This window comes from Phreatobacter aquiterrae, from assembly GCF_053471285.1.
This window is the reverse complement of sequence record NZ_JBJPHW010000007.1, coordinates 104021-120591: the sequence shown is the minus strand read 5'-3', so window position 1 is coordinate 120591 and position 16571 is coordinate 104021. Positions and strand designations below refer to the sequence as shown.

Sequence of the window (16571 nt, the reverse complement as noted above, 5' to 3'; positions counted from 1 at the left end):
CTGCGGTCACATTCCCCCGCCAGACCCCCTTCCGTCCCGCCACGACAGGTCTAATGTCTGCGGCCCGACCGAACGGAGGGCCGCCATGCCTCTCGACCGCCGCATCCAGAGCCTTTTCGGCATCGACCTGCCGATCATCCAGGCGCCCATGGCCGGAGCCCAGGGCTCGGCCATGGCGGTCGCCGTCTCCGAGGCCGGGGGCCTCGGCTCGTTGCCGGCGGCGCTGCTGACGGTCGATGCCTTACGGTCCGAACTTGGCGTCATCCGCCAGCGCTCGTCGAAGCCGGTCAATGTCAACTTCTTCTGCCATCGTCCGCCGGAGCCCGACGCGGCCCGGGAGGCCGGCTGGCGGCAGCGTCTCGCCGGCTACTACGCCGAACTTGGCATCGATCCCGCCGCGCCGATCCCCGCCTCCAACCGCGCACCCTTCGATGACGCCTTCTGCGCGGTGGCGGAGGAATTCCGACCGGAGGTGGTCAGCTTCCACTTCGGCCTGCCGGCGGCCGACCTCCTCGACCGGGTGAAGGCGACGGGGGCCAGGGTCGTCTCCTCGGCCACCACCGCCGACGAGGCGCGCTGGCTCGAGGATCACGGTGCCGACGCGATCATTGCGCAAGGCTACGAGGCCGGCGGCCACCGCGGCATCTTCCTCACCGACGACATCGCCAACCAGCCCGGCCTCTTCGCCCTGCTGCCGCAGGTGGTCGACGCGGTCGAGGTGCCGGTCATCGCCGCCGGAGGCATCGCCGATGCGCGCGGCATCGTCGCCGCCTTCGCGCTCGGCGCCTCGGCGGTGCAACTCGGCACCGCCTATCTGTTCACGCCGGAGGCGACCATCACGCCGATGCACCGCGAGGCGCTGAAGACCGCCAAGGACGACGGCACGGCGCTGACCAATCTCTTTACCGGCCGGCCGGCGCGCGGCCTCATGAACCGCATCATGCGCGAGACGGGTCCCCTGTCCGCCGAAGCGCCGGCCTTCCCGACGGCGGGCGGCGCGCTCGCCCCCCTCAAGGCGAAGGCCGAGGCTTCGGGCAGCGCCGACTTCTCTTCGCTCTGGTCGGGTCAGGCGGCGGCTCTCGGCCGCGAGATGGGCGCGGGGGACCTGACGCGCGCGCTCTGGGCCGAGACCATGGAGCGACTCAGGCACGGGTGAGGCCAGACGCCTTATTCGTTGCCCATGCCGGCGCTCGTGAAGCGCTGGCGGATGCGCTTCATCAGCATGTCGCGCACCTGCCGGTAGGCGTCGAGCCGCTGCTCGCGCGAACCCTGGGCGAGGGTCGGGTCCGGCGTCGGCCAGTATTCCACCTCCATGTCGTTCGTGCGGGTAAGATCGAGCGCCGTATGGTGCGCATCGGGCGCGAGCGTCACCACGAGGTCGAAGTTCAGCCCCTCCCACTCCTCCAGTTCCTCGATGGTCTTTGGCTTCGTCTTCTGCGTGTCGATGCCGATCTCGTCCATGACCGCGTCGACGAAGGGATCGTGGTCGCCCTTGTGGACGCCAGCGCTCTCGATGAAGATCCTGTTGCCGAAGAAGTGCTGCATGATGGCCGCGGCCATCGGCGAGCGCACCTGGTTCATGCCGCAAGCGAACAGCACGGCCTGGGGGTTCTTGCGCCGGTCGGAGACCACCTCAGCCCTTCCAGTGCAGGACCGAGATGAGGGTGAAGAGGCGCCGCGCCGTGTCGAAGTCGAAGTCCAGCTTCTCCTTCAACCTCTCGCGCAGTGTCTCGGACCCCTCGTTGTGGAGACCGCGGCGCGCCATGTCGATGGTCTCGATCTGGGCGGGCGTCGCGTGCCGGATCGCATCGTAGTAGCTGTCGCAGATCATGAAATAGTCCTTCACGATCCGCCGGAACGGGGTCAGCGACAGGATGTGCGTCACCACCTGCCGGCCGTCCTCGTGCTTGACGTCGAGCACGAGCTTGCCCTCTGCCAGCGAGATGTGGAGCGTGAAGGGCCCGCTGTCGACGCCGATCGGGCAGAAGCTGTTTTCCTCGATCAGGTCGTAGATCGCAATCGCCCGCTCATGCTCGATGTCGGGGGACGAGCGGCCGATGGACGTCTCGTCGATGGTCACGGCCACCAGACGACGCCCGACGGTCGCAGCCGCGTCCGCCGACTTGGCGACGAGCGCCGGCTCCGCGGACTTGTGACCCTTCCGATCGGTCATGGTCGTCCTTTCGTGCACGAGAGGTCAGTCGGGACTGCCGGGGTTCATGCGGATGGCGACGGATCGCGCATGGGCCTGAAGTCCCTCGGCCTCGCCCAGGGCGATGGCGGCGGGGCCGAGCGCGCGCAGTTGTTCGGGGCCGCAGCGCAGCAGCGACGTCCGCTTCATGAAATCGAGGACGCCGAGGCCCGACGAGAAGCGTGCGGAGCGGGCGGTGGGCAGCACATGGTTCGATCCGCCGACATAGTCGCCGATGGCCTCGGGCGTATGGCCGCCGAGAAAGATAGCGCCGGCATTGCGGATGCGGCCGGCAAGGGCCTCCGGATCGGCGGTGATGATCTCGAGGTGCTCGGCGGCGATGCGGTCGGCCAGCGGCACGGTCTCGGCCATGTCGGCGACCTCGATCACCGCGCCGAAGTCGCGCCAGCTCGCGGCGGCGATTGCAGCGCGCGGGAGGGTTGTGAGCTGGCGTTCGACGGCCGCCTCCACCGCATCGGCGAGCCCGGCGTCGTCGGTGATGAGGAGGGACTGGGCCGCCGCGTCGTGCTCGGCCTGGGCGAGCAGGTCGGCGGCGATCCAGTCGGGATTAGCCGTGCCGTCGGCGATGATCAGCACCTCCGAGGGTCCGGCGATCATGTCGATGCCGACCGTGCCGAAGACCTGCCGCTTGGCGGCGGCGACATAGGCATTGCCCGGACCCATGATCTTGGCGACCGGGTGGATCGTCTGCGTGCCGTAGGCGAGGGCGAAGACCGCCTGGGCGCCGCCGATGCGGTAGATCTCGTCGACGCCGGCGAGGCGCGCCGCGGCCAGCACCAGCGGGTTCAAGGTGCCGCCGGGGGCCGGCACGACCATGACCACGCGCGGGCAGCCGGCGACCTTGGCGGGGATGGCGTTCATCAGCACGGAGGACGGATAGGCGGCGGTGCCGCCCGGCACGTAGAGGCCGACCGCCTCGATGGCGGTCCAGCGGTAGCCGAGCTCGACGCCGAGGGCATCGACGAAGCGGTCGTCCTTCGGCTTCTGCCGCTCATGATAGGCGCGGATTCGGTCGGCGGCGAGGGTGAGGGCGTCGAGCGTGCGGGCGTCGCAGGCGGCAACGGCCGCCTCGACCTGCCCTTCGGTGACGCGCAGCGTTGAGGGCGTCAGCGCGAGCTTGTCGAACTTGGCGGTGTATTCGATGACGGCGGCATCGCCGCGGGCAGCGACGTCCTGGCCGATGGCGCGGACGACGTCGTTCACCTCTTCCGAAACCTCGCGTTTCATCGCCAGCAGGCTGGCGAAGCGCTGTTCGAAGTCAGTGGCGCGTGTCGAGAGGCGCAGGGGCATGGCGGGCCTTTCCGGTCGCAGGAGGCATGGGCGAGCCTCCCTGTCACGTCAAGTCCCGCATGGCGGCATCAGGCGACCCGGGAGGAGGCCTCGTCGACAAGGGTGCGGTTGCGGCCCTGTCGCTTGGCCTCATAGAGGCGCTGATCGGCCTGCTTCAGGAGGCCGGCGAGCGCCTGGCCGGGGCCGCCGGTCGCGCCGCCGATGCTCACCGTCATGCCAATGCTCTCGCCGTTGTCCACATCGACCCGGATGGCGGCGACCTTCTCGCGAATGCGCTCCGCGACTGCGGCGGCCTCCTCCGCGCTCGCGCCGCCGAGGAAGACGGCGAACTCCTCGCCGCCGATCCGGCCGACGAAATCGCCGCCGCGCGTGCAGGAGGAAATGGCCTCTCCGGCCAGTTTCAGCGCCCTGTCGCCGGCCGGGTGGCCGAAGCGGTCGTTGATCGACTTGAAGTGATCGACGTCGATGATGAGCAGCACGCCGGCCGGATGATCCGGATCGGCGCCCTGAAGGGACTGGAAGAAGCCCTCGCGGTTCAGAACGCCGGTCATGCCGTCGCGCCGCGCCCGCTCCGCCAGGGCGGCATGGGCGTCGGCGAGAGAACGATGGGCCTGCTCGAGGTCGCGGTTCATCTGCTCGATCGCGGCGCGGGCCTGGCTCAGCCTCTCGCTCTGCCGGTACTGGTGGGTGCTGAGCGGGAAGGCGATGAGCAGGGGGCAGACTACCGACAGGAGGAGGGATACATGGTCCGGACCACCCCTGAGAAGGGTCGTGAGGACGACCACGAGCACCATGGACGCAAGCACCGACAAAGCGGTGGCGATGGCGGCTTTCCGCAGGACTCGTCTGTTGAATAAGGACATGTCGCGAGCTTGTCGTAAAATTCTCAACACCGCCTTTCCCCGATCGCAGACTCGTGCGGTCAATTGCGAAAAAGACCCGCGCGCCGCTCGCCGCGGGGGCCTTGCGAACAGCCTCCGCTTCGGCTCATCTGCCGGCCGGGAGTGACTGATGAACACACAGACGCAGCCTGGCGCGATGCCCGGCAACATTCCGGAAAATGCGCCGCAGCCGGCCGATTTCAAGCCGCTGGAATGGGCGCGCACGCTGTTGCGCACCATCCGGGTCGCCTCGCTCGGCACGATCGACCGCAACACCGGCCATCCCGTAACGACCCTGACCACGGTGGCGACCGATAGCGACGGCGCACCGCTGATCCTGATCTCCGCCCTGTCGAGCCACACCGCCAACCTGACGGCGGACAGCCGCGCCTCGCTGCTGCTCGCGCGCCACGGCAAGGGCGACCCGCTCGCGCACCCGCGCCTGACGGTGCTCGGCGCGTTCCGGCGGATCGAGGCCGAGCCCGAGGTGGCCCGGCTGAAGGCGCGGTTTCTCGCCCGCAATCCGAAGGCGCAGATCTATATTGACTTCCCCGATTTCAGCATCTGGCGGCTGGATGTCGCGGCCGGTCATCTCAATGGCGGCTTCGCGCGCGCGGCGGACATCGCCGGCGCCGACCTCCTGACCGACATCAGCGATGCCGCAGGCCTGATCGCCGCCGAGCCCGGCGCCATCGCCCACATGAACGCGGATCACGCCGACGCCGTCTCGGTCTACGCGACCGTGCTGGCCGGCGAGGAACCGGGTCCGTGGAAGATGTCCGGAGCCGATCCGGAAGGCTTCGACCTGATCGCCGGCGATCGCACGGCGCGCGTCCCATTCCCGCATCGCGTGACGAGCGGCGAGGACCTTCACAAGGTGCTGGTGCAGATGGTGCGCGAGGCGCGAACGCGGGCGGCGTGACGCCCGGTTTCAGGCGAGATAGCCGCCGAGCACCTGGGCGACGATCTCGTCAGCGAGTTTCTCGCGGTGCGGTCGCGTCTCGCCATGGCGGGGCGAATACCAGACCGCCACCCAGTTGATGGCGCCGAGCAGGGTGCGCATGGCGAGCGAGGGATCGAGCGGCTTCATCGAGCCGTCGGCGGAACCTGCCGCAAACGTGCGCCGGAAGGCGTCCTCGTAGCCGCGGCGCAGGTTCATCAGTTCCTCCAGCGTCGCCTTGTGCTCGGCGCCGGTCTCGCCAAAGCGGTAGAGGTCGACGCCGAGGGTGAGGTTCCGCTGGAAGGCCTGCGTTTCCATCATGCAGAGGATGTGGGCGCGCGCCATGCGCCGCAGGCGCTCGGCGGCCGTTCCCGGACCCGTCTCGTGTACCGCCGCCTCGCGCATGAGGATGAAGATCGCCCGCCGGAAGACCTCGAAGAAGAGCTCCGGCTTGGAGCGGAAGTGGTGATAGACGCGCCCCTTGGTTGCGCCGAGCATGTCGGCGACGTCATCCATGGAGGTCGCCTCGTAGCCGCGCCGCATGAAGCACTCGGCCGCGGCGGCGAGAACCTCCTCGCGCCGGTCTGGTGAGACGAGATCACTGGCAGCCGTGCCCTGCATGTCAGCCGGCATCCTCCCCCCAAGCGGCACCTTTGCGGTGTCCTGCATTCTCCGTGGCGTGTTACCGCCTCTCGCCCTCTGCCGGAAGGGGGACGTCCCGCATGGCGCCTCCGCCGACCAGGGGGCTCGACAACAGCGGATCACCTGAACATACTCACCAGTATGTCCCCGCGGGAGCGGGGCCGTCAACGAAGGAATGATCGGCGGCCGGCTCATCGGCAAGGCCACCGCGGGAGGATGTTCATGGATGCCCTCGACGCCTTCAGGCGCGAGACACGCGCGTGGCTCGACGCCCATTGTCCCCCCGAAATGCGCACGCCGGTCACCGGCGACGACGACATCTGCTGGGGCGGCCGCAACTGGGTTTTCAAATCCGAGGCGCAGAAGGTCTGGCTCGATCGCATGGCGGCGCGCGGCTGGACTGTGCCCGGCTGGCCGAAGGCCTATGGCGGCGGCGGCCTTTCGCACGAGGAGGTCAAGGTCCTGAAGGACGAGATGCGGGCCATAGGCGCGCGTTCGCCGCTGGAGAGCTTCGGCATCTGGATGCTCGGGCCCGCGCTGCTCGCCTTCGGCTCCGAGGAGCAGAAGAGGGAGCACCTACCGCGCATCGCCCGCGGCGAGATCCGCTGGTGCCAGGGCTATTCGGAGCCCAATGCCGGCTCCGACCTCGCATCGTTGCAGACCCGCGCCGACGACGGCGGAGATCATTTTGTCGTCACCGGCTCGAAGATCTGGACGAGCTATGCTGACAAGGCGGACATGATCTTCTGCCTGGTTCGGACCGACTTCTCGGCGCCGAAGCATCTCGGAATCTCCTTCATCCTCTTCGACATGACCTGGCCGGGCGTTTCGACCAAACCGATCCAGCTGATCTCCGGCAAGTCGCCCTTCTGCGAGACCTTCTTCGACGGGGTGAAGGTGCCGAAGGCCAACCTCGTGGGCACTCTGAACCGCGGCTGGGACATCGCCAAATATCTGCTCACCCACGAGCGCGAGATGATCGGCGGTGGAGGAGGCGGGCTTCTCGGCGGGCGTTCGCCCGGCCAGGTCGCGGCCTCCGAGATCGGCACGGATACGAGCGGCAGGCTGGCCGATCCCTTCCTGCGCGCCGATGCGGCCCGTGCCGAGGTCGACGCGCTCGCCTTCGCTGCCACCATGGCGCGCTACAAGGACGAGGCGGCCTCCGGCGGCAAGGGCGTCGGCGACAAGTCCTCGGTGCTGAAGTACTACGGCACGGAACTCAACAAGCGCCGCTATGAGCTGATGATGCGGGCCGCCGGCACGTCCGGCCTCGAATGGGAGGGCGCCCGCACCAATGACGGCGTGCGGCCGCGCGCGTGGCTCAGAACCAAGGCCAATTCGATCGAGGGCGGCACATCGGAGGTCATGCTTGACATCGTCGCCAAGCGCCTCCTGCAACTGCCGTCCGCGTGAGGTCGCCATGCTGGTTCTGAACGACGATCAGGTGATGCTGCAGGATGCCGCCCGCGGCTTCGTCTCGGAGAAGGCGCCCGTGGCGGCGCTTCGTAAGATCCGCGACGAGAAGATCGCCGACGGGTTCGACCGCGGCCTCTGGCGTGACATGGCGGAGATGGGCTGGACCGGCGTCCTGGTGCCCGAGGACCAGGGAGGCCTTGGTTTCGGCTTTGTCGGCGCCGGCGTCATCTGCGAGGAGATGGGGCGAACGCTGACGGCCTCGCCCTTCCTCTCCACCGCCATGATGGCGGCGACCGCCCTGGCCCGCGCCGGCTCGCCGGCACACAGGCAGCGCTGGCTGCCGGCCATTGTCGCGGGTGACGCGGTGATCGCTACGGCCGTCGACGAGGGTCGCCGGCACGATCCGGCCGGCACGGCCATGCGGGCCGAGCGCCACGGCAATGGTTTCCGCCTCACCGGCACCAAGACCTATGTGGTGGACGGCCAGGCCGCCGATGCGGTGATCGTGGCTGCCCGCACGGGTGGTGGCGCGGGCGAGACCGAAGGCCTCAGCCTGTTTCTGGTCGAGGCCAGGGCGAAGGGGCTGGCTTCCGAGAGGCTGTCGACGCTGGATTCGCGCGGTGCGGCGGAGCTGACCTTCGATGGCGTCGAGGTGACGGCGGACGACGTCCTCGGCGAGGTCGACGACGGGCACGGGCTTCTCGAGATCGTGCTCGGAGCAGGCCGGGCGGGTCTCGCCGCCGAGCTTTCGGGCAATGCCCAGGAAAGCTTCACGCGCACCATGGCCTACCTCCGCGAGCGCAAGCAGTTCGGCCGCACCATCGGCGCCTTCCAGGCGCTGCAGCACCGGGCGGCGCATCTCTTCTGCGAGGTCGAGATCGCGAAATCAGCCGTGCTTTCGGCGCTTCAGGCGCTCGACGCCGATCCTGCCGGCGCGGCGCTGGCTGTCTCCGTCGCCAAGGCCAAGGCGTCATCGGTGGCGCGCCTCGCGGCCCAGGAGGCGGTGCAGATGCATGGCGGCATCGGCATGACGGACGCCATCGACATCGGCCTCTTCATGAAGAGGATGCAGGTGGCATCGACGCTCTACGGCGACGCCGACTTCCACGCCGACCGTGTCGCCCTGGCGCGCGGCTTCTGAACAGGATGGCCACGGGGCCGACACGAGGACAGGCATGGCAGAGAAACTGACGATCGAGGATTTGCGCGGCCGCATCGGCCAGGAGGTCGGGGTGTCGAAATGGATCGACATTCCGCAGTCAGCGATCGACGCCTTCGCCGACCTGACGCACGACCACCAGTTCATCCACATCGATGTGGAGAAGGCGAGAGAGACGCCGTTCGGCGGCACCATCGCCCACGGTTTCCTCACCGTATCCATGCTCTCGGCCATGGCCTATGACGCGCTGCCGGAGATCGCCGGGCGCAGCATGGGCGTCAACTACGGCTTCGACCGCCTGCGCATGATGAGCCCGGTGAAGGCCGGGGCGCGTATCCGCGGCCGTTTCGTGCTGAAGGGGCTCGATTCCAAGTCGCCGCAGCAGCACCAGCTGACCCATTCCGTGACCGTCGAGATCGAGGGCGCCGACAAGCCGGCGCTCGCCGCCGACTGGGTCACGCTCGCCTACACGAACTGAGGACATCCGCATGACCATTCGCTTCGACGGACGCGTCGCCATCGTTACCGGCGCCGGCAACGGCCTCGGCCGTTCCCATGCCCTGGGGCTCGCCGCGCGCGGCGCCAAGGTGGTCATCGTCGATTTCGGCGGCGCCCGCGACGGCACCGGCGGTTCGACGGAGGCTGCCGAGAAGGTCGTCGCCGAGATCAAGGCGGCAGGCGGCGAGGCCATCGCCCATGGCGCCAATGTCGCCGATTTCGCCCAGGTCCAGGACATGGTGACGAAGACCATGGACGCCTTCGGCCGCATCGATATCCTCATCAACAATGCCGGCATCCTGCGCGACAAGACCTTCACCAAGATGGATCTCGCCGACTTTGAGGCGGTGGTGGACGTGCATCTGATGGGCACGGTGAACTGCACCAAGGCGGTGTGGGACATCATGCGGGCGCAGAACTACGGCCGCATCGTCTTCACCTCGTCGTCCTCGGGCCTCTACGGCAATTTCGGCCAGGCGAACTACGGGGCCGCCAAGGCGGCGATGGTCGGCCTGATGAACGTGCTGCACCAGGAGGGCGCCAAGAACGACATCCGCGTCAACACGCTGGCGCCGACCGCCGCCACCCGCATGACCGAGGAGCTGATGTCGCCGGAGACCCTGGCGCTGCTGACGCCCGAGTCGATCACCCCCGGCGTACTCTTCCTCGTCAGCGAGAAGGGGCCGTCGCGCACCATCCTCTGCGCCGGCGCAGGGGCCTTCGCCCGCACCCTCATCTACGAGACCGATGGCATCTGGCTCGACGAGGCCGAGCGTACGCCGGAGGCCATCGCCGCCCGCTTCGACGACATCTCGAATCCGGCGGGACAGAAGGCGCTGCAGGGCGCCTTCGAGCAGACCGCCAAGTTCGCCATGAAGGCCGCGGCGGGGAAGGGCATCACCCTTCCGCCCCGCGGCTGACCCTTGCATTTCAGGACCCCGTCAGGAGAGACCCATGCGTGAAGCTGTCATCGTATCCACCGCCCGCACGGGCCTGGCGAAGTCCTGGAAGGGCGCGCTCAACAACACCCACGGCGCGGCCATGGGGGGCCATGCGGCCAAGCACGCCATCCAGCGCGCCGGCATCGATCCCGGCGAGGTCGAGGACGTCATCGTCGGCTGCGCCACGCCCGAAGGCGCGACGGGCGGCAACATCGCCCGCCAGATCGCGCTCTCGGCCGGCTGCCCGATCACCACCTCGGGCATGACCATCAACCGCTTCTGCTCCTCCGGCCTGCAGACCATCGCGACCGCGGCGCAGAACATCATCGCGGGCGAGGCCGACATCTATGTCGCCGGCGGCGTGGAATCGATCTCGCTGGTGCAGAACCAGGCCAACAGGTCGAACTTCCAGGACCCGGGGCTGAAGGCGAAGAAGCCGGAGATCTACTGGTCGATGCTGCAGACGGCCGAGACGGTCGCCAAGCGTTACGGCATCTCGCGCGAGCGGCAGGACCAGTATGGCGTCGAGAGCCAGCTGCGCGCTGCCGCCGCCCGGCAGGGCCGCAAGTTCGACCAGGAGATCGTCCCCTTCACGACGACGATGCTGAAGTCAGAGCTGAATGAGAAGAAGGAGGTGGTGCGCACCTGGGAGGAGGAGGTGACCCTCACCGACGACGAGGGCATCCGCGGCGACACGACCTATGAGGGCGTCGCCAAGATCCGCCCGGCCATCGAGGGCGGCGTCATCTCCGCCGGTAATGCCAGCCAGTTCTCCGACGGCGCCTCCATGGCGGTGGTGATGGAGGCCAAACTCGCCGAGAAGCGCGGCCTCACCCCGCTCGGCATCTTCAAGGGCTTCGCGGTCGCCGGCTGCGAGCCGGACGAGATGGGCATCGGCCCGGTCTTCGCCGTGCCGAAGCTCCTGAAGCGCGCCGGCATGACGGTCGACGACATCGACCTGTGGGAGCTCAACGAAGCCTTCGCCGTGCAGGTGCTGTACTGCCGCGACACGCTCGGCATCCCGGCCGACCGGCTCAATGTCAACGGCGGCGCCATCGCGGTCGGTCACCCCTATGGCGTCTCCGGCGCGCGTCTCACCGGCCATGCCCTGATCGAGGGCAAGCGCCGCGGCGCCAGGCATGTCGTCGTCACGATGTGCATCGGCGGCGGCATGGGCGCTGCCGGCCTGTTCGAGGTCGTCTGATCCCGCGCCGCCGTCGGCCGTCCGTCGGAGAGGACGGGGGGCGGCCGGCGTGGCAGACTCTCCCCCCGCCGGTCCGAACAGGGCCGGCGGGTTCCCGCGCCGTTGCGCACCCCCCGGTTGACGATCTCGAAGGAGCTTGAGCCTTGGCCACGCCTGCGGCGACGTCTGCCATGAACATCGATGAAGCGGCGCTCGGCGCCTATCTCGAGGCGCACTGGCCGGGCTTCAAAGGGCCGGTGAAGGCCGAGAAGTTTGCCGGCGGCCAGTCGAACCCGACCTTCATGCTGACCCACGCGGGCGGGCGCGCCGTGCTGCGCAAGAAGCCGCCGGGGCAACTGCTGAAATCCGCCCATGCCGTGGACCGCGAGTATCGCGTCATGAAGGCGCTGGGCGGAACACCGGTGCCGGTGCCGAAGATGCACGTGCTATGCGAGGACGAGAGCGTCATCGGCACGGCCTTCTACGTGATGGAGTTCGTCGACGGCCGCATCATCTGGGACCCGGCCATTCCAGAGGTCTCGCAGGCGGATCGCACCGCCATCTACGATGCCATGAACGCGGCGCTGGCGGCGTTGCACACGGTCGATCCGACCCAGGTCGGCCTTTCCGATTTCGGCCGCCCCGGCAATTATTTCGCCCGCCAGCTCTCCCGCTGGACCGAGCAGTACCGGGCCTCCGAGACCGACCACCTGCCCGATATCGACAAGGTGATCGCCTGGCTCGAGCAGAACCTGCCGGCCGACGACGGCCGCTCGTCTCTCGTCCATGGCGACTACCGCATCGACAACATGATCTTCGCCAAGGACCGGCCGGAACTGCTGGCGATCCTCGACTGGGAACTCTCCACCATCGGCCACCCCTTCGCCGACATCGCCTATCAGTGCATGCACTGGCGGCTGCCGCATGCCGGCTCGTTCCGCGGCCTCGCCGGGGTCGACCGCAAGGCCATCGGCATCCCGACCGAGGCCGAGTATGTCGCGCGCTACTGCGAACGCACCGGCATCGACGGCATCCCCGACTGGAGCTTCTATCTCGCCTTCTCGCTGTTCCGCATGGCGGCCATCCTGCAGGGCGTGCTGAAGCGCGCGCTGTCCGGCAACGCCTCCAATCCGGAACGGGCGCTGCAGGTGCGCGACAACATTCCGATCCTCGCGCGCATGGCCGTCGACGTCATCGAAAAGGGTCCGTGATGACCGCGATCCGGCGCTACGAGGGCATGGTCGTCCTCATCACCGGGGCCGCGAGCGGCTTCGGCCGACGGGCCGCAGAGCGCTTCGCGGAGGAGGGCGCCAGCCTCGTCCTCGGCGACATCCAGGAGGCAGGGCTCGCCGAGACCCGGCGCCTCGCCGAGGCGGCCGGAGCGAAGGTCGTCGCGCGGCCGACCGACGTCGGCAATGGCGCTGCGGTCGCCGCTCTCGTCGCAGCCGGCGCGGATACCTTCGGCCGTCTCGACGTCGCCCTCAACAATGCCGGCGTGGCGCATGGCACCATGAAGTTGGTCGACACCGACGAGGCGGTGATGCGGCGGATGTTCGACATCAACGTCATGGGCGTCTTCCACGGCATGAAGGCGCAGATCTCCGTCATGGAGCGCCAGGGCGGCGGCGTCATCCTCAACACCGCCTCCGTGGCGGGCGTCACCGGCGCGCCGCTGCTCGCTGCCTATGCCGCCGCCAAGCACGCTGTGATCGGCCTGACCAAGACGGCGGCGGCGGAAGTGGCGCGCAAGGGCATCCGCATCAACGCCATCTGCCCCGCCTTCGCCGAAACGCCGATGCTGACGGACTCGCTGGCGCAACCCGGTCGGACGCATGAGGAGATGGTGGGTCGTCTCGTCCAGACCATGCCGATGCGCCGGGCGGGGACGGCGGACGAGATCGTCCAGGCCATGCTCTGGGTCTGCTCGCCGGAGAACAGCTTCATGACCGGCCATGCCCTCGTCATCGATGGCGGCCTCACGGCGCTCTGACGGTTTCGCGGCCGGCGTCAATTGACGGTGCGGTTGGCGAAGGGGCTGTCGAGCGAGAAGGCGGGAATCTCCGCCTGGAAGGTCTCGTTGCGCTCCGAGATCATCAGGTAATGGCCGACCATGATGCCGGTCGGCGTCGTCAGCGGGCAGCCGGACGTATATTCGAAGGCGGCTCCCGGCTCGATGACCGGCTGTTCGCCGACCACACCTGCGCCGCGCACCTCCTGGGTGTGGCCGCGTTCATCCGTGATGTTCCAGTAGCGGGCGCGTAACTGCACCCGCTCGCCGGAGAGGTTGAGGATCTCGACGTGATAGGTCCAGAAAAACTGGCGCTCGTCGGGATCGGAGCGCTCCGGCATGTACTCCGGCGTGACCGTCACCTGGATGCCCCGCGTCAGCGCGCGATACATGGCACCTCTCCACCTTGACCACCCATGGCAGGCTCGCGAAGGCGGCGCCGCCTGTCAACTTGGGGCCTCAGTCCGCCATGGCCGGGAAGAGGTGGACCCCGTCCGCACCGAGCGGCAGCGGCTTCACCCAGCGCACCGCCGCCATCGGCAGGTCCGCGTAAAGGTGCGGGAAAAGCGCGCCGCCGCGCGAGGGTTCCCATGCCAGCGCCGCGCCGAGCGCGTCGGCATCCACCGCCACCAGTACGAGATCGGCCTGCCCGGTGAAGTGCTTCGCGGCGGTCTCCCGCGCCTGGGCGGCGGTCGAGAAGTGGATATAGCCGTCCGCCACGTCGACGGGGGCGCCGGTGAAGCGGCCGGCGGCCTCCGCCTGCTGCCACGCCTCGCGCGGCGAGATCTTATAAATGGTCGGCATCGTCGGATGTCCTCGATCGCGGCCGCGCCATGGGGCGGCGGCGCTGCGCAGCGTATATTCCAATTGACAGGGCAAGAAAAGGTCAATAGTCCTACAAGCGGACGTTCTTCCTGATTTTTCGTTTGATCCTGCGTCGGAAGAGCGTCGTGTCACGGGGCGCCCGCCCGGGAGGCTGACATGTTTTCCCACGCCGACATCTGGGCCGCCATCGACCGGCTGGCGGAGACCAACGGCCTGTCGGCGTCCGGCCTCGCCAAGCGCGCCGGGCTCGACGCCACCACCTTCAACAAGTCGAAGCGCGTGATGCTGGACGGCCGCGAACGCTGGCCCTCCACCGAGTCGGTCGCCAAGGTCCTCAACGCGACCGGCACCAGCTTCGGCGAATTCGTCTCGCTCGTCGGAGGGTCCAGGATGAGCACCACGCCGCTGCCCATTCTCGGCTTCGCCCAGGCCGGCGCGGGCGGCTATTTCGACGCTGGCGGCTTTCCCGCGGGCAATGGCTGGGACGAGGTGTCGTTCCCCGATATCCCCGACGATTCCATCTATGCGCTGGAGATCCAGGGCGATTCCATGCTGCCGGTCTATCGCGACGGCGACCGCATCGTCGTCTCGCCGACAGCCCCCATCCGCCGCGGCGACCGGGTGGTGGTGCAGACCGCCGAGGGCGAGATCATGGCCAAGGAACTGAAGCGGCAGACCAACCGGACGGTGGAACTGACGTCGCTCAATCAGGATCACGGCGACCGCAGCTTCACGGTGTCCGAAATCGCTTGGATGGCGCGGATCATGTGGGTCAGTCAGTAGGGACAAAGGCCCCCCGCCTCACCCCTTCACGAACTCTCCCGTCAGCGCCTTCCTGATCAGCGCGCGCGTCTCGTCGAGACCGTAGAGAACGGCGAAGGAACCGAAGCGCGGGCCCTTCTCCTGGCCGAGCAGCACCTTGTAGATGGCCGAGAACCATTCCGACGAGACGCCCGGCTTCTCCGGCGTCGCGCCCTTGGCCTTGAGGTCCTGGTAGCGCGGGATGGCGCGGCCGACGTCATAGACGGCGCCCTGCACGTCCTCGGCGCTGGCATCCTTCGGCAGCGCCATGATGGCGGCTGAGAGCGCCTCCAGCGCCTCGCGCTCGATGTCGTCGGCCGCCTTGTAGACCTTGGTCGGCTTCACGAAGTCGTGGAAGTACCTGACGGCATAGCCGGCGAGTTCGTCGAGCTTCGGGTTCTTCTCCGGCGACGCCCCCGGCGCATAGCGGCGGATGAAGCCCCAGAGGACGCCGGTCTCCGGCGCGTTCGACACCGACACGAGGTTCATCAGCATGGAGAAGGAGATCGGCACCTCGACCTTCGGCGGCGCGCCGGAGTGGATGTGCCAGGCCGGGTTCATCAGCCGGTTCTTCTCGTCCTGCACCGGGTACTTCTCGACGAAGGTCAGGTAGTCGTCGACATTGCGCGGAATGACGTCGAAGTAGAGCCGCTTGGCGCTGCGCGGGTTCTGATACATGAACAGCGACAGGCTCTCCGGCGAGGCATAGGCCAGCCAGTCCTCGATGGTCAGGCCGTTGCCCTTGGACTTGGAGATCTTGCTACCGGTGTCATCGAGGAAGAGTTCGTAATTGAAGCCTTCCGGCGGGGTGCCGCCGAGCGCCCGGCAGATCTTCCCCGACTGCGTCACGGAATCGATCAGGTCCTTGCCGGCCATTTCGTAGTCGACACCGAGCGCGGTCCAGCGCATGGCCCAGTCGGGCTTCCACTGCATCTTGGCGTGGCCGCCGGTGACTGGCGTCTCGTAGCGCTTACCCGAGGCCGGGTCGCGCCAGACGATGGTGCCCTTCGAAACGTTGCGCTCTTCCACCGGGACCTGCATGACGACGCCCGATTCCGGGTGGATCGGCAGGAAGGGCGAATAGGTGGCGCGGCGCTCCTCGCCGAGGGTGGGGAGCATGATCGCCTGGATGGCGTCGAAGCGTTCGAGGGCCGTCAGCAGCGTCGCGTCGAAGGCGCCCGATCGGTACATGGCGGTGGAGGAGACGAACTCGTAGTCGAAGCCGAACTGGTCGAGGAAACCGCGAAGCCGAGCGTTGTTGTGGGCGCCGAAGCTGTCGTGGGTGCCGAAGGGATCGGGCACGGCGGTCAGCGCCCGGCCGAGGTGCTGGGTCAGCAGCTCCTTGTTCGGCACGTTGTCGGGCACCTTCCTCAGGCCGTCGAGGTCGTCGGAGAAGGCGACGAGGCGGGTCGGCACCCTGTCCTCGGTGAGCAGGCGGAAGGCGTTGCGCACCATGGTGGTGCGGGCGACCTCGCCGAAGGTGCCGATATGCGGCAGCCCCGAGGGGCCGTAGCCGGTCTCGAAGATGACCGGACCGGCCTTCGGTGTCTTCTCGAGCCGCGCCACGAGCTTCTTCGCTTCCTCGAACGGCCAGGCGGTGGAGACGCGGGCCGCCTCCAGGAGGGCAGGCGTGATCGACAGGGCGGGAAGCATGGCGGGGTCCGGGCGGAAACGAACGAAACGGGTGCGTTGCAATAGGGCGGGGGGGCGGCAAGGTCAATGAACGGTCCGCGGACAGATGCTGCCATGATCCTGCCGGGCCGATGCTAGGAGTG

The 16571-nt window shown here is 68.2% G+C and carries 18 protein-coding genes; 10 read left to right on the top strand and 8 right to left on the bottom strand.

The window, feature by feature from the left end; translation table 11 throughout:
* Positions 1–85: 85 nt before the first annotated feature.
* Complete coding sequence (locus ACJ4V0_RS12465; RefSeq protein WP_448299897.1) at positions 86–1156, top strand: NAD(P)H-dependent flavin oxidoreductase; 1071 nt, start codon at positions 86–88, stop codon at positions 1154–1156.
* Between the two features lie 11 nt (positions 1157–1167).
* Here ACJ4V0_RS12465 and ACJ4V0_RS12460 read toward each other — a convergent pair whose 3' ends face one another.
* The 4 genes from ACJ4V0_RS12460 to ACJ4V0_RS12445 form a co-directional block, all read right to left on the bottom strand.
* Complete coding sequence (locus ACJ4V0_RS12460) at positions 1168–1632, bottom strand: arsenate-mycothiol transferase ArsC (RefSeq protein ID WP_448299896.1); 465 nt, start codon at positions 1630–1632, stop codon at positions 1168–1170.
* 1 nt (position 1633) lies between these two features.
* Positions 1634–2173: a UPF0262 family protein gene (locus ACJ4V0_RS12455; protein WP_448299895.1), complete on the bottom strand. Its 540-nt coding sequence runs from the start codon at positions 2171–2173 to the stop codon at positions 1634–1636.
* A 24-nt stretch (positions 2174–2197) separates the two neighbouring features.
* Positions 2198–3502, bottom strand: a complete 1305-nt coding sequence (gene hisD, locus ACJ4V0_RS12450; RefSeq protein ID WP_448299894.1) for a histidinol dehydrogenase — start codon at positions 3500–3502, stop codon at positions 2198–2200.
* Between the two features lie 68 nt (positions 3503–3570).
* The gene (locus ACJ4V0_RS12445; RefSeq protein WP_448299893.1) at positions 3571–4365 is read right to left on the bottom strand and encodes a GGDEF domain-containing protein; all 795 of its coding nucleotides are present in this window, start codon (positions 4363–4365) and stop codon (positions 3571–3573) included.
* A gap of 148 nt (positions 4366–4513) precedes the next feature.
* Between ACJ4V0_RS12445 and ACJ4V0_RS12440 the strand changes: the two genes are divergently transcribed.
* Complete coding sequence (locus ACJ4V0_RS12440; protein ID WP_448299892.1) at positions 4514–5305, top strand: HugZ family pyridoxamine 5'-phosphate oxidase; 792 nt, start codon at positions 4514–4516, stop codon at positions 5303–5305.
* A 9-nt stretch (positions 5306–5314) separates the two neighbouring features.
* Here the strand turns inward: ACJ4V0_RS12440 and ACJ4V0_RS12435 are convergent, their stop codons facing one another.
* Positions 5315–5944 (bottom strand): TetR/AcrR family transcriptional regulator, encoded by a 630-nt coding sequence (locus tag ACJ4V0_RS12435; RefSeq protein WP_448299891.1) that lies wholly within the window; start codon positions 5942–5944, stop codon positions 5315–5317.
* 243 nt (positions 5945–6187) lie between these two features.
* Between ACJ4V0_RS12435 and ACJ4V0_RS12430 the strand changes: the two genes are divergently transcribed.
* The 7 genes from ACJ4V0_RS12430 to ACJ4V0_RS12400 all read left to right on the top strand — a co-directional run bounded on the left by ACJ4V0_RS12430 (position 6188) and on the right by ACJ4V0_RS12400 (position 13152).
* Positions 6188–7378: an acyl-CoA dehydrogenase family protein gene (locus ACJ4V0_RS12430; protein ID WP_448299890.1), complete on the top strand. Its 1191-nt coding sequence runs from the start codon at positions 6188–6190 to the stop codon at positions 7376–7378.
* Between the two features lie 7 nt (positions 7379–7385).
* Positions 7386–8522: an acyl-CoA dehydrogenase family protein gene (locus tag ACJ4V0_RS12425; protein WP_448299889.1), complete on the top strand. Its 1137-nt coding sequence runs from the start codon at positions 7386–7388 to the stop codon at positions 8520–8522.
* A 34-nt stretch (positions 8523–8556) separates the two neighbouring features.
* Positions 8557–9018, top strand: a complete 462-nt coding sequence (locus tag ACJ4V0_RS12420) for a MaoC family dehydratase (protein ID WP_448299888.1) — start codon at positions 8557–8559, stop codon at positions 9016–9018.
* Positions 9019–9028: 10 nt separating this feature from the next.
* Complete coding sequence (locus ACJ4V0_RS12415) at positions 9029–9958, top strand: SDR family NAD(P)-dependent oxidoreductase (RefSeq protein ID WP_448299887.1); 930 nt, start codon at positions 9029–9031, stop codon at positions 9956–9958.
* Positions 9959–9992: 34 nt separating this feature from the next.
* Positions 9993–11183 (top strand): acetyl-CoA C-acyltransferase, encoded by a 1191-nt coding sequence (locus ACJ4V0_RS12410; RefSeq protein ID WP_448299886.1) that lies wholly within the window; start codon positions 9993–9995, stop codon positions 11181–11183.
* Between the two features lie 170 nt (positions 11184–11353).
* Entirely contained in the window at positions 11354–12373 is a 1020-nt protein-coding gene (locus ACJ4V0_RS12405) for a phosphotransferase (RefSeq protein WP_448299885.1), read from the top strand.
* Positions 12373–13152: an SDR family NAD(P)-dependent oxidoreductase gene (locus ACJ4V0_RS12400; protein ID WP_448299884.1), complete on the top strand. Its 780-nt coding sequence runs from the start codon at positions 12373–12375 to the stop codon at positions 13150–13152. The genes ACJ4V0_RS12405 and ACJ4V0_RS12400 overlap by 1 nt, the downstream gene beginning before the upstream one ends.
* 17 nt (positions 13153–13169) lie before the next feature.
* Here the strand turns inward: ACJ4V0_RS12400 and apaG are convergent, their stop codons facing one another.
* Positions 13170–13562, bottom strand: coding sequence for a Co2+/Mg2+ efflux facilitator ApaG/CorD (gene apaG / locus ACJ4V0_RS12395; RefSeq protein WP_448299883.1), 393 nt, complete (start codon positions 13560–13562; stop codon positions 13170–13172).
* A 67-nt stretch (positions 13563–13629) separates the two neighbouring features.
* Positions 13630–13974 carry a DUF952 domain-containing protein gene (locus tag ACJ4V0_RS12390; RefSeq protein WP_448299882.1) on the bottom strand — a complete coding sequence of 115 codons (345 nt, stop codon included), beginning with the start codon at positions 13972–13974 and terminating at the stop codon, positions 13630–13632.
* A 177-nt stretch (positions 13975–14151) separates the two neighbouring features.
* On the opposite strand from ACJ4V0_RS12390, the gene ACJ4V0_RS12385 reads away from it, so the two are divergent.
* On the top strand, positions 14152–14778 hold the full coding sequence (locus tag ACJ4V0_RS12385) for a LexA family transcriptional regulator (RefSeq protein WP_448299881.1): 627 nt from the start codon (positions 14152–14154) through the stop codon (positions 14776–14778).
* 18 nt (positions 14779–14796) lie between these two features.
* Here ACJ4V0_RS12385 and ACJ4V0_RS12380 read toward each other — a convergent pair whose 3' ends face one another.
* The gene (locus ACJ4V0_RS12380; protein WP_448299880.1) at positions 14797–16449 is read right to left on the bottom strand and encodes a lysine--tRNA ligase; all 1653 of its coding nucleotides are present in this window, start codon (positions 16447–16449) and stop codon (positions 14797–14799) included.
* Positions 16450–16571: the final 122 nt, after the last annotated feature.

What these genes read in the sequence shown, in the direction of transcription:
- ACJ4V0_RS12455 (WP_448299895.1), bottom strand. Translation starts at nt 2,173, where the DNA reads ATGACCGATCGGAAGGGTCACAAGTCCGCGGAGCCGGCGCTCGTCGCC.
- apaG (WP_448299883.1), bottom strand. Translation starts at nt 13,562, where the DNA reads ATGTATCGCGCGCTGACGCGGGGCATCCAGGTGACGGTCACGCCGGAG.
- ACJ4V0_RS12440 (WP_448299892.1), top strand. Translation starts at nt 4,514, where the DNA reads ATGAACACACAGACGCAGCCTGGCGCGATGCCCGGCAACATTCCGGAA.
- ACJ4V0_RS12380 (WP_448299880.1), bottom strand. Translation starts at nt 16,449, where the DNA reads ATGCTTCCCGCCCTGTCGATCACGCCTGCCCTCCTGGAGGCGGCCCGC.
- ACJ4V0_RS12405 (WP_448299885.1), top strand. Translation starts at nt 11,354, where the DNA reads ATGAACATCGATGAAGCGGCGCTCGGCGCCTATCTCGAGGCGCACTGG.
- ACJ4V0_RS12425 (WP_448299889.1), top strand. Translation starts at nt 7,386, where the DNA reads ATGCTGGTTCTGAACGACGATCAGGTGATGCTGCAGGATGCCGCCCGC.
- ACJ4V0_RS12410 (WP_448299886.1), top strand. Translation starts at nt 9,993, where the DNA reads ATGCGTGAAGCTGTCATCGTATCCACCGCCCGCACGGGCCTGGCGAAG.
- ACJ4V0_RS12385 (WP_448299881.1), top strand. Translation starts at nt 14,152, where the DNA reads ATGTTTTCCCACGCCGACATCTGGGCCGCCATCGACCGGCTGGCGGAG.
- ACJ4V0_RS12435 (WP_448299891.1), bottom strand. Translation starts at nt 5,944, where the DNA reads ATGCAGGGCACGGCTGCCAGTGATCTCGTCTCACCAGACCGGCGCGAG.
- ACJ4V0_RS12415 (WP_448299887.1), top strand. Translation starts at nt 9,029, where the DNA reads ATGACCATTCGCTTCGACGGACGCGTCGCCATCGTTACCGGCGCCGGC.
- ACJ4V0_RS12465 (WP_448299897.1), top strand. Translation starts at nt 86, where the DNA reads ATGCCTCTCGACCGCCGCATCCAGAGCCTTTTCGGCATCGACCTGCCG.
- ACJ4V0_RS12430 (WP_448299890.1), top strand. Translation starts at nt 6,188, where the DNA reads ATGGATGCCCTCGACGCCTTCAGGCGCGAGACACGCGCGTGGCTCGAC.
- ACJ4V0_RS12400 (WP_448299884.1), top strand. Translation starts at nt 12,373, where the DNA reads ATGACCGCGATCCGGCGCTACGAGGGCATGGTCGTCCTCATCACCGGG.
- hisD (WP_448299894.1), bottom strand. Translation starts at nt 3,502, where the DNA reads ATGCCCCTGCGCCTCTCGACACGCGCCACTGACTTCGAACAGCGCTTC.
- ACJ4V0_RS12390 (WP_448299882.1), bottom strand. Translation starts at nt 13,974, where the DNA reads ATGCCGACCATTTATAAGATCTCGCCGCGCGAGGCGTGGCAGCAGGCG.
- ACJ4V0_RS12445 (WP_448299893.1), bottom strand. Translation starts at nt 4,365, where the DNA reads ATGTCCTTATTCAACAGACGAGTCCTGCGGAAAGCCGCCATCGCCACC.
- ACJ4V0_RS12420 (WP_448299888.1), top strand. Translation starts at nt 8,557, where the DNA reads ATGGCAGAGAAACTGACGATCGAGGATTTGCGCGGCCGCATCGGCCAG.